The sequence below is a fragment of the Candidatus Spongiihabitans sp. genome, assembly GCF_965247905.1.
Taxonomy (GTDB): Bacteria; Pseudomonadota; Gammaproteobacteria; order Arenicellales; family Poriferihabitantaceae; genus Spongiihabitans.
Genome location: NZ_OZ252047.1, coordinates 2,764,445 through 2,776,208, shown reverse-complemented (window position 1 = coordinate 2,776,208; position 11,764 = coordinate 2,764,445). Strand labels below are relative to the sequence as shown.

The following is an 11,764-nucleotide window of genomic DNA, read 5'->3' as shown; positions in this document are numbered from 1 at the left end:
TGGGTCACTTAGTGCTGATCACTGCGCGCCGGTTTTTCCTTGCCAGGCTGTTCTCAGCCGGTGGAGCGCAAAAAACAACAGCGCCCAGGATGCGCCGGAAAACAATATAAACAAAATCTGTTGAAGCCCCGAAGCGTTGCCGAATACGATGCCGGTTGCCGCGGACAGCGCCAGCAGCGGAAACAGCATGATGTTTGCCAGTAGCGGCGAGACTTGCAAGCCGATGAACACACCGAAAACCGGCATTAGAATGCCCACCAAAAATCCCCACAGCGTTGCTTTCATCTGCCGAAATGCGCGCGCGGAATCAACGACAATTCAGTCCGGCGCGCACCGAATCGCCCCGCACACAACCGCCGCCAGCGGTCGTGTAATGCCATCTCGCGCCACTCCCGCTCCCGGTCGGGATCTTTATCCGCCGCAACCGCCGCGATTTTATCAATGTAATCATCGGGAAAGTTCGCCTCGCGCGCGCCGGCCAATACATGCTCCTTATACCAAGTATACGGGCGCAAACAGGTATCGATGCGAGTGGCGCAGTAAGTGAACGCGTCCTCGACTTTGCCGGCATCATCCATCACGCAGACGGTTTTTCTCTCATAGCCCTTGCCCAACCCCTCGGCCTCGTCCAACTTGCCGGCATCGCCCGCCGCGATGCGGAACAATCGGCCCATGACAACACTACCATCATCGGCATCATCATCGCCCGTTGCATACGCATCGCACTTCGCCGAATCGTCTTTGCCGCTGCGTTTGTGAAAACGCAAATCGTGGCGCATTAACCGATACGCGCCAATCGCCTGCGCGCTCGGCACCCGGCAACGCAGACGCGCCGCAAACATATTCGACCCATAGGCGAAATAGTTCAGGCAGGTCACGCGTTCACACCGTGGTCACATGCTGGCATAGTTCGGTCCGCCGCCGCCTTCGGGGGAAACCCAAGTGATGTTCATGGTCGGGTCTTTGATGTCGCAGGTTTTGCAATGCACGCAATTTTGCGCGTTGATTTGCAACGCGGGCTTATCGTCGGTATGGACGAACTCATACACGCCGGCCGGGCAGAATCTCGCTTCGGGGCCGGCGTAGGCGTTGAAATTGACTTCCACCGCTGTGCCCGGTTGCGCAAGTTGCAGGTGCGTCGGCTGGTCTTCCTCGTGGTTGGTGTTGGACAAATAAACCGAAGACGTTGTATCAAAGCTGAGTGCGCCATCGGGTTTGGCGTAGGCAATCGGCTCAAACTCCGATGCAGGTTTTAATGTTTCATGGTCAGGCACGGGATCGGTCAACTTGAACGGCAGTTTGCCGTTGAAAATATTTTGGTCGATAAAGTTATACGCGCCGCCCATCCAGGTGCCGAATTTATGCAGCGCCGCGCCAAAATTTCTTGATTGATGCAGTTCTTCATAAAGCCATGAATTTTCAAAGTTGCGTTGATAATCTTCCACATCGCCGTTTCCATGAATGACATCGAATGCGGTTTCCGCGGCTAACAGGCCGGACTTCATCGCGGTGTGCGAGCCCTTGATCTTTGAAAAATTTAATGTTCCGGCGTCGCAGCCGATGAGCAGCGCATTGGGCAGCGTCATTTTCGGCAATGCGTTCAAGCCGCCTTTGGTGATGGCGCGCGCGCCGTAGGCGATGCGCTCGCCGCCTTCCAGGTATTGCTTGAACAGCGGATGGTGCTTCAGCCGTTGCAGTTCGTCGAACGGGCTTAAATAAGGATTGTCGTAAGACAAGTCGGTGATGAGTCCCAACGACACCAAGTCGTCGCCGAGGTGGTAGAGGAACGAGCCGCCGGCCGCGCCGTGTTCCGACAGTGGCCAGCCGGCGCCGTGCACCACCAAGCCGGGCATGTGCTGGTCGGATTTGATGCGCCACAACTCCTTGATGCCGATGCCGTAATGTTGCGTTTGACTGGTCGCGTCGAGCGCGAATTTTTCGATCAACTGCTTGCCGAGATGGCCGCGGCAGCCCTCGGCGAAAATCGTGACGCGCGCATGCAACTCCATGCCAGGTTCAAAGGACGGCTTGCGCGCGCCGTCGGCGCCGCGTCCCATTTCACCGGTGGCCACGCCCTTGATGCCGCCGTCTTCGTGAAACAATACTTCGGAGGCTGGAAATCCCGGAAAAATTTCAACCCCTAAGCCTTCAGCCTGCTCCCCGAGCCAGCGGCATAAATCGCCCAGGCTGATGATGTAATTACCCGCATTATGCATCGGTTTCGGCACCATCCACAGCGGCATACTGAGTGCTTTGCTTTCACTTTGGAACATCAACACTTGGTCTTTTTGAACCGGTGTTTCCAGCGGCGCGCCGCGCTCTTTCCAATCGGGAAACAACTCGTTCAATGCGCGTGGCTCGAACAATGCGCCCGAGAGAATATGCGCGCCCACTTCCGAGCCTTTTTCCAGAACGACCACTGACAGCTCTTTTTGCTGGGCTTCGGCCAGTTGCATTAATTTGCAGGCGGCGGAGAGTCCGGCCGGGCCGGCGCCGACGATGACCACATCGACTTCCATGGATTCGCGTTCGGGCTGCTGGTCAGGTTGCCGATCAGGTTGCTGTTTGGGTTCTTGTTCGGGCATGATTTCTTTTTGACGGCGATGATTTAATAAACTGTTAGTTTGCTAAAATTCCAGTTTTTTATCAATATCAAAACAGCGGCGATGACGGCAAAAAAAACCACGGCAAAAACAACGATGCCAAAAAAAACAACGGTCGGCGCGCGCGCTTCAGTCACACGGGAAATGTATGAGCAGGTAATGACGCCCAACTACGCGCCAGCGGCGATAATGCCGGAGCGCGGCGAAGGCTCGCGTCTTTGGGATGCGGACGGCAAGGAATACCTGGATTTCGCCGGCGGCATCGCGGTCTCGGCGTTGGGCCATGCGCACCCGCAACTGATAAAAGCATTGACCGATCAGGCCAATAAGCTCTGGCATGTCAGCAACTTTTTCACCAACAAGCCGGCCATCCGCTTAGCCAAAATGTTGTGCGACGCGACCTTCGCCGAGCGCGTGTTTCTGGCCAACTCCGGCGCCGAAGCAAACGAAGCGGCATTGAAGTTGGCGCGCCGCTACGCGCTCGATAAACATGGCGTGGACAAATACGAAATTCTCGCCTTTGACCATGCCTTCCATGGCCGAACATGGTTCACCGTATGCGTCGGCGGGCAGCCGAAATACAGCGATGGCTTTGGGCCGAAGCCCGGCGGCATCGTGCATCTGCCGTTTAACGATGCCGCGGCGGTTAAACAGTATTTCGCGCAGCAGGGCGACAAAGTGTGCGCGGTAATCGTCGAGCCGGTTCAGGGGGAGGCGGGCGTGATACCGGCCACGCCGGAATTTGTTCAAGCCATCCGCGAATGTTGTGATGCCCATAATGCGTTAATGATTTTTGATGAAATCCAAACCGGCGTCGGGAGATGCGCCGCACTATACGCGTATCAAAAACTCGGCGTCGTGCCCGACATTCTGACCACCGCCAAGGCCTTGGGCGGCGGCTTCCCCATCAGCGCCATGCTGACCACGCAAGAAATTGCCAGCAGTTTGGTGGTCGGTGCCCACGGCAGCACCTTCGGCGGCAATCCGCTGGCCTGTGCGGTTGCCTGCAAAGTGTTGGAATTAATCAATACACCCGAAATGCTGTCTGGTGTTGAAACCAAGAGCCATCAAATGATTGAAGGCTTAAAAGCAATCAATCAAAAGTACAATGTGTTTGATGATATTCGTGGCGTTGGATTGTTGCTTGGATGCGAGATGAACGCGCGGCACCGGGACCGCGCCCGCGAGGTGCTGTCGGCGTGCGCCGACAACGGATTATTGGTGTTGGTGGCAGGTCCCAATGTGGTGCGGCTGGCGCCGCCATTGAATATCAGTGAGTCCGAAATAAACCACGGTCTTGTCCTGATGGACAATGCGATTCAGAATTTATAGCAGATTGAAATTGTAGCCATTTTAATTTACTGGCTAAAAGTCGGTACACTTCGCACCCCTTATATTTTTAGGTTCAAGATACTTTAAGCGGTCGATTTCGGATAGATTTTAGCAGATATTGACACCCATTTTCGTGGCGCATATTGAAGCGAGACTCGCACTCTTTCAAAGGAGTCCGGCTACGCCGGACGACATATTTTAACTGGATTCCCGCCTGCGGCGAGAATGACGGGCTGGGGGGCAGTGGTGAATCGGAAGGCGATGGGTCCTTTTGAGAGGACAATGGTAAATAATTGTCACGCAAAGCGTGACACTAAAACGTGCTCTGGCGTAGCCGGACATTTTATTCTTGGTTACTTTGGCATCTCAACTCGCCTTTGTCCTCTCGGTTCACTATTGCCTATCATTTGTCATTGCCCGGCCCATATTATTATTGGCCGGGCAATCCAGTGGAATATGCCGTCCGGCGTAGCCGGACTCCTTTGCGGCGAAGCCGTGCTGTTCGATGCGAGAATGACGGCAATGCGGAAGTGCTTGTTGCTTACTAATGTATGCGCGCGTCCCGGCGGCTTCGCCGCGTCTGGATTCCCGCCTGCCGGCGAGAATGACGGCCGAGAGGGCGGTGCTAAAACACCGCTGGAAAGGAACAAAACGGGCAATGAATCAGACAACACATACGCTCGCATTGCCCGGCGATGTGTTGTCTGATTTGAGTATACAATCGGCTGGTCGCCGGGCCAGAGATGCCGGTGATTTGTGCGACTTTGCAAGCCTAGATATCAAGGCAAAACAGCCGTGGAATCGCCCTGAATTTATTCTCCGAATTCGGCAACGAATGACATGCTTGTTTTTCATCTATAGAACAATTAGGTATGACCATTTCACTATACCTTAAAGTATCTTGAACCTATTTTTAAGTGGAATAACATACATAAATCCACACAATACCGTGATTTATTAGTTAAACCAATAAGATAAAAAGCATTTACAATGATCGATTTTCAGGGTAGAACAATCCACATTCAACCGATATGCACAGAAAAACTGGTCAATCGAAAACCAACAGCGGCGCAAATGAACGCACCTGTTCGTTGGGTAAAATCGGCTAAAAAATAAACCGAATGTGGATTTATGTATGTGGATTTATGAATGTTATTCCCAATCGAAGAACCGGTGGCGCCAACGGCACCGCCGACTTCACCATTAACCCCGGCGACCGCATCGCGCAAATGGTAATCCTGCCGGTCACACGAACCGAGTTCAATGTAGTCGAATCATTCCAACAAAGCGACCGCGGCGATGGCGGGTTTGGGTCGACTGGAAGCGAATAGAGTTCGCGGTAAATGAATTCCATTCTTTTTGACATTGGCGACGATGTGCTAATCGTTGCCAACACTGGCGATGGATTTAGTCGCAAAGGTGTGGTCTCTATTTGCAACATGGACCTGAGTGCCAAGAGCGTGGATGATAACCGTGCGCCGGACGATGAAGTGTATGAGAAGGATGATATTGTCCGTAGTATTTCGAACAAGTGTATCGAGAAATACAAAATCGACATCAACAATCTTATTGAGGATGTGAGTCGCGAGAGCGGAGCCAGCAAGAGTTACGATGGCCGATTTGTGTTGGAGTTGTTGCAAAACGCCGACGATGCCATGAATACGGAACGCGCAAACACACATCTTATCGGCACCAAAGGCCTCGGCTTTAAGTCGGTTTTAGAAATCACCGACGAACCAGAGATTTATTCCGGTGATTTTTGTTTTCATTTTTCCAAACAAAAGAGTCGTGAAGTTCTGAAAAGTAAAGTATCGAAATGGAAGGAAGAAAACGGGATTCCGGTGTGCAGGATTCCACACAATAAAGAACCGGATGATGTGATACAAAATTTGCGTGATAAAGGTTATTCGACCGTTATTCGCTTGCCGTTGAATGAAGGGAAAAGGGAATTTGTTGAGAATGAACTGTCCAAATTTTCCTCGAATTCTTTGTTGTTTTGTCAGTCTCTCGAATCCGTAGAAATACGAACAAACTCCGCGACCCGAAGCATCAAGGTTAGCCGACAGGAAGAAGGTTCGAGCATCGAATTAAATGAAAATGGCAAAAGCACGTACTGGCGTGCTTGGCGTGAAACAAAAGAAGTTGAAGGTGAAAAACAACTAAGTGTCAGCGTATGTCTGCCCAAAGTTGACGGCAAAGGAATTGGAGGGTTCACGGAGGCCCCGCTATATGTATTTTTCCCAACCGCTGAGTGTGTGCCCGAAGTTCGTGCATTGATCCACGCTTCCTGTGAGGTTGAGGATAATCGCAAACATCTAGCAACCCGACAATCGCATCGCGATGAAATCTGCGAGATGCTGGAAGACATTACTCAAAGAATACTTTTCGAGATACCGGCGAAAGTAGCATTGCGCGCTTTCGGGCGGGCGCAACGGTCCGAGAATAGTGAAATGACGGCGCAATTGGGAAACGCCATTGCAACGGTGGTTCAGGAAATAGCGTTCATCCCATTGATTGGCGGTGGCATGGCAAAGCCGGACGATGTGCGGTTGTGGGACTGTGGGTTTGGCGAGGAAGTCGATCCGGCGGAAGTGCAAGATAAAAATCTGTGTCATCCAGACATCAATGACAATAAAGAATGCTTTAATATTCTTGAAAAATTGGGGGCCAAGCTCACGCCTGTTTTAGACCTTGCGTTTCTTCTGCGTTTTTGCCGAAACAAAACCGCGAAAGAATGTCTGTCCGCATGGAATGTTGCGCAGTTGTTAATGACGGAAATTGATTCGGGTGAAAAAACAGACTGTGAAGAAAAGTTGCGTGATGCGCCGTTTTGGTTGGCACAAAACAAACAGGCGCGAGCCGCCAGTGGTGCGATTCCGCTAGTTTGGGAAAAACCCAAAGGTTTCCCGAATTGGCTTCCCGTGGATGTCGTTGATAAAGATTTTTGGAAGTGTGTTCAGGGCGAAATCAAACAACATAAAAGCAAAGACAAAGAATGGAAAAATCGACTTTCCAGTTTGCAACCTTTGTCTGAGAAGTCATATTTCGAGCATATTTTGTTGCCGCATTGTAAAGAACAATCCCCGGAATGGTGGCGGAAAAATGGATGGAAAGCGCTTGAGATGGCTTTCAAGTGGGGTGAAAAAGAAAGCGAGGATGAGTTGCTTATTATCGATTCTGGTAATGCCAAAGAAAATCGCGCGAATATATTTTGCTTGCCGGTTGGAAAAGATGCGCAGGAATGGGTGCCTGCCGGAAAGTGCTATGGCGGTGCCGCGTGGGGTGGGCCGAAAATTTTCGACAAATATTTTGCGAAAATATCAGAACGCTATGTGCTGTCGTCCGTTGATGATTGGGAAACTGATATTAGTGATGCCGACAAAGATCAGTGGAAAAGTTTGCTGTCCTGGTTGGGTTGTTCGTGGACGTTCAAAATGAAAAAGAGCAATGCACCGCATCCTAATCGTGATTACATTAACAACAAAGGGTGGGTCAATGAATTTTGTTTTGAGCATTTTGATGATGTATTTCCGGATACGCCAATCGGAAAAAAATCGGACTACGAATCTGTGCTAAACATGGTTTCTGGAATGCATGAAAGTGCTTGCAAAAGTAAAGCACACTATCTCTACCGCACTAACAAGCCTTGTGACAGTTACGCACTGATACAGTTGCAAAGCCAAGCATGGATTCCGTGCAAACCATCTTTGTTGTATCCGAACAAATATTTGTTCAAACCTGCAGACACATACCTGCCGGGTTGTAGTTTGGGTGGGTTGTTGCCGGAAGTTCTCAAGTCCAACGATGATTTGAAGTGGGCTGAAGTTAAAAAGGTACTTGAAGAACTTGGTGCAAACAAATCCAACAAGCCAGAGAAACTTGTAGAACATATGAATGATCTGAGTGAAATTAATTGCAGAAACAAAGAAGATTTTGTCTGGAGCAAAGGCACGAGCAAGAGTAAGGGTAAGATTGCTCGTGCTGCCACGGCAATTTTTTCCGCTTATGCGGAAATTGATCACACCAAGCCTCTCACCGCCAATGTGATGATTCCCTGTCTTCGTAGCACCTCTACGGGCGTGGTGGTTTATTTCCACAAGTCCGGGGAAGCATATTGGGCAAATAAATCATACTTTAATGAACCGGTAGTTCGTAGAAAAATTCTGGAAAATAATGAATTACATATATTTTTTCGTTTTCTGAAAGATGGCGAAAAATTTGATTTGCAGGAATTATCAGAATTTTTGGATATGCAACCGATTTATGGCGCAAAAAACTTACAAGACACCAAGAAACTCTGCCAAGAATATAGTAAACGTCGTATTGGTCTAATGAAAGCGACCGGTCAGGAGTTGCCGGAACAATTAGAAATAGTTGCTTATGACTCCATTACCTTGGAGGCACAAGCGCATGCAGATATTAACCCAGAGATTAAATTTTGGAAGCAAAGTGAAGACAAAGTTGCTATTAATGTCAACATCGGCATGTGGCAAGGATTAGCTGCTGCACTCGGTGATGTGGCAGATTGCGCTCAATACAAACCGGATTTTGAACTCTTGCTTACGGAAAAAACATGGGACGGTTTTTTGCGCCGACTGAGAGATGACTATGGTTTGCCCGAAGAATCTATCGAGAAAGTGAAGGAAAAGATTTATGAAGAAGAAGTGGAAGCCGATGATGATGCTATCGGGGAAAATAATCCTGGCGATTCAACAATCGAGTTGCCGATTTCAGACTCAACATCTGATGATGACGCTCATTCGAGATCGAATGTTTCCAATGACCGTCCTCGAACAACAAACACAAGGACCAATTCAAGGAATCGTTCCGATGGAAATGGTTGGTCTTCTGAAAGACCAGATATACCCGAAATAGAAATAGTGGAATATCAGTGGAGTGCGGAAAGAAATCTATCAGGTGGTGGCGGTTGGAATTCTGCCGGCGACGATGAAAAAGAAACCAATGCAACAGATGGAAGACCAGCAGAAGAGGCGCTAGTTGAGTGGTTGGAAACAAAGTATGGAAATGAAAATGTTACCGATAAAAACACGCTACACACGAACAATCCCGGCTATGACATTCTTGTTGAAAAAGATGGAGAAAAACATTATTACGAATGCAAATCATTTGTTTCAGTCAATCCGCCACGCCGAGTGTCCATAACAAAAACGCAACACGATTTAGCAAAATCCGAGGAAGATCGTTACTGGTTGTGTGTTGTTTATGACATCAACTCCAACCCTGTAAAAATGTTGCATCCAATCGCCAACCCCGCCGCACTTGAAAAAGAAGCCACTGGCTACAAAATCAATATTGCGAATCGAAGTCGTGCCCCAATAGCGTGAGCACATTTATTTTTTTATGCTGTGCGATAACATTTTGATTCTAAAAACCACAACGGTGGTAGTCGCTGACATTATTAATGCGGTGTCCGGCGTAGCCGCGGCGAAGCCGCGATAAAAGGAGTTCGGCTACGCCGAACGGTTTAATAACTGGATTGCCCGGAACAAGCCGGGCAATGACGGGTTGGGGGGACAATGGTGAACCGGAAGGCTATGAGTCCTTTTGCGACGCCAAAGTAACCGAGAAAAAAAAGTCCAGCCACGCATCCTCCCTGCCGTCATCCTCGCCGGTAGGCGGGAATCCAGAGTGGCGTAGCCGCCGGGACGCGCTCATACATTAGCGGTAAGCAACAAGCACCATCGCCTTGCTGTCATTCTCGCGGTAGCGGGAATCCAGAGTGGCGGCGTTAGCCGCCTCGCACAACCGATAACCCATGCCAATCAATTACCCATCACCGGACTATGACATCCCAACTCGTTATTAAAGGGAATAACATACATAAATCCACACAATACCGTGATTTATTAGTTAAACCAATAAGATACAAAGCCTTTACAATGATCGGTTTTCAAGGTAGAACAATCCACATTCAACCGATATGCACAGAAAAACTGGTCAATCGAAAACCAACAGCGGCGCAAATGAACGCACCTGTTCGGTGGGTAAAATCGGCTAAAAAATAAACCGAATGTGGATTTATGTATGTTATTCCCTTTTTAAGGAACGAGCACGAGCATGAATTCAAGACCAAACTTAAACAAAGCCAATACTCAATGCCACGTTCTAAGAATAACTAAACGAGGTATATTATTTCTCCACAAACGCCCGCTCCACCACATATTCGCGGAAATCGCTTTTGCGGGTCTCAACAAATCCCATGCCGTCCAATATCGCGCTCAGGCTCTTTAACATGCTGGGGCTGCCGCACAACATGAATCGATCATCCGCGACGTTTAGCGACGGCATGCCGATGTCCTCGATCAATTTTCCGGTTTCCAACAAAGTGGTGATGCGGCCATAATTTTTATACGGCTCGCGGGTGACCGCGGGGTAGTAGATGAGTTTGTCCTTGACCGCGCCGCCAAAATATTCATTGTCGCGCAGTTCATGGTCAATCAATTGCTGGTAGGTTAGTTCATTGATGAAGCGGCAGCCATGAACCAAGATTACTTTTTCAAAGTTTTCGTAAACCTCAGGGTCCTTGATAATGGATAGAAACGGCGCAAGTCCGGTGCCGGTGCTGAGCAGATATAAATGCTTGCCCGGGCGCAGATGATCCCAAAGCAAGGTTCCGGTTGGTTTTTTGCTGACCAGCAGTTTGTCGCCGACTTTGACATGCTGCAGCTTTGAGGTCAGCGGGCCATCCTGGACTTTGATGCTGTAGAACTCAAGATAATCTTCGTAGTTTGAACTAGCCATGCTGTAGGCGCGCAACAACGGCTTGCCGTCCACTTCCATGCCCATCATCGCAAACTCGCCGTTGCGGAAACGCAACGCCGGGTCGCGGGTGGTTTTGATGGTGAACAGCGTGTCCGACCAATGATGAACTTCCAATACGGTTTCGGTATGTGCTTCAGTCATGCCGCTTTGATTTGCGTGCCGACGCCGGCGTCGGTGAATAACTCGAGCAATAAGGCATGTTCGACCCGGCCATCCAGAATAAGCGCCGAGTTGACCCCGTTTTGAATCGCATCCAGCGCACATTCGACTTTAGGAATCATGCCATCGGCAATGGTTTTGTTGGCGATTAAATCAGGAATTTCATGCTCTTTCAGTTCAGCGACCAAGCGCTCGTTTTTGTCCAAAACCCCTGGCGTATTGGTCAATAACATCAGTTTCTCCGCGTGCAGGGTAATCGCTAACTTGCCAGCGACCCGGTCGGCGTTGATGTTATAGGTCTGACCGTCGACGCCGACGCCAATCGGCGCGATGACCGGAATAAATGCCTGGGTTTCCAGTAGTTGCACTATTCCAGGGTCAACGGATTCCACTTCTCCGACATGACCGTAGTCGATTATTTCCGGCCGTTGCAGCACCGGATCATTGTTCTTGACATGCAGTTTGCGCGCACGAATCAGGTTGCCATCCTTGCCGGTCAGGCCAACGGCGCGTCCGCCCAGAGAGTTAATCAGACTAACGATTTCCTTGTTCACCAATCCGCCTAATACCATTTCCACCACATCCATGGTCTCCGAGTCGGTTACTCTCAGGCCATCGATAAAGGTCGATTCCTTGCCGATTTTTTCAAGCACTTTGCTAATCTGCGGGCCGCCGCCATGAACCACCACCGGGTTCATGCCGACCAGCTTCATCATGATGATGTCACGGGCAAAACTTTGCTTCAAATTCTGGTCCGCCATGGCATTGCCGCCATACTTGATGACGATGGTCTTGCCCTGATAGCGGCGGATATAGGGTAGTGCTTCGGTTAGAATCCGAGCGATATTTTGGGTGCTGTTGTGATTCGGACGCATAGCATTGCAGAC

The 11,764-nt window shown here is 49.8% G+C and carries 10 protein-coding genes; 4 read left to right on the top strand and 6 right to left on the bottom strand.

The window, feature by feature from the left end; all coding sequences use genetic code 11:
* Positions 1-18: 18 nt before the first annotated feature.
* From ACP158_RS14220 to ACP158_RS14210, 3 genes are read right to left on the bottom strand one after another with little or no spacing between them, the layout of a single operon-like run.
* The gene (locus ACP158_RS14220) at positions 19-285 is read right to left on the bottom strand and encodes a hypothetical protein (protein ID WP_424946763.1); all 267 of its coding nucleotides are present in this window, start codon (positions 283-285) and stop codon (positions 19-21) included.
* The gene (locus ACP158_RS14215; protein WP_424946762.1) at positions 282-878 is read right to left on the bottom strand and encodes a gamma-glutamylcyclotransferase family protein; all 597 of its coding nucleotides are present in this window, start codon (positions 876-878) and stop codon (positions 282-284) included. The genes ACP158_RS14220 and ACP158_RS14215 overlap by 4 nt, the downstream gene beginning before the upstream one ends.
* Before the next feature lie 15 nt (positions 879-893).
* Positions 894-2,585 (bottom strand): electron transfer flavoprotein-ubiquinone oxidoreductase, encoded by a 1,692-nt coding sequence (locus tag ACP158_RS14210; RefSeq protein WP_424946761.1) that lies wholly within the window; start codon positions 2,583-2,585, stop codon positions 894-896.
* A 114-nt stretch (positions 2,586-2,699) separates the two neighbouring features.
* Between ACP158_RS14210 and ACP158_RS14205 the strand changes: the two genes are divergently transcribed.
* From ACP158_RS14205 to ACP158_RS14190, 4 genes are all read left to right on the top strand, one after another.
* Entirely contained in the window at positions 2,700-3,935 is a 1,236-nt protein-coding gene (locus tag ACP158_RS14205) for an acetylornithine/succinyldiaminopimelate transaminase (RefSeq protein ID WP_424946760.1), read from the top strand.
* A 282-nt stretch (positions 3,936-4,217) separates the two neighbouring features.
* On the top strand, positions 4,218-4,643 hold the full coding sequence (locus tag ACP158_RS14200) for a hypothetical protein (protein WP_424946759.1): 426 nt from the start codon (positions 4,218-4,220) through the stop codon (positions 4,641-4,643).
* A gap of 437 nt (positions 4,644-5,080) precedes the next feature.
* A complete protein-coding gene (locus ACP158_RS14195; RefSeq protein ID WP_424946758.1) occupies positions 5,081-5,266 on the top strand; it encodes a hypothetical protein in 186 nt (61 codons plus the stop codon).
* Between the two features lie 12 nt (positions 5,267-5,278).
* Complete coding sequence (locus ACP158_RS14190) at positions 5,279-9,280, top strand: protein NO VEIN domain-containing protein (protein ID WP_424946757.1); 4,002 nt, start codon at positions 5,279-5,281, stop codon at positions 9,278-9,280.
* A 40-nt stretch (positions 9,281-9,320) separates the two neighbouring features.
* On the opposite strand, the gene ACP158_RS14185 is transcribed toward ACP158_RS14190, so the two are convergent.
* The 3 genes from ACP158_RS14185 to argB form a co-directional block, all read right to left on the bottom strand.
* Complete coding sequence (locus ACP158_RS14185; RefSeq protein ID WP_424946756.1) at positions 9,321-9,473, bottom strand: hypothetical protein; 153 nt, start codon at positions 9,471-9,473, stop codon at positions 9,321-9,323.
* Between the two features lie 612 nt (positions 9,474-10,085).
* Positions 10,086-10,859, bottom strand: a complete 774-nt coding sequence (locus ACP158_RS14180; RefSeq protein ID WP_424946755.1) for a ferredoxin--NADP reductase — start codon at positions 10,857-10,859, stop codon at positions 10,086-10,088.
* A complete protein-coding gene (gene argB / locus ACP158_RS14175; protein ID WP_424946754.1) occupies positions 10,856-11,752 on the bottom strand; it encodes an acetylglutamate kinase in 897 nt (298 codons plus the stop codon). Before argB ends, ACP158_RS14180 begins: the two co-directional genes overlap by 4 nt.
* Positions 11,753-11,764 lie beyond the last annotated feature (12 nt).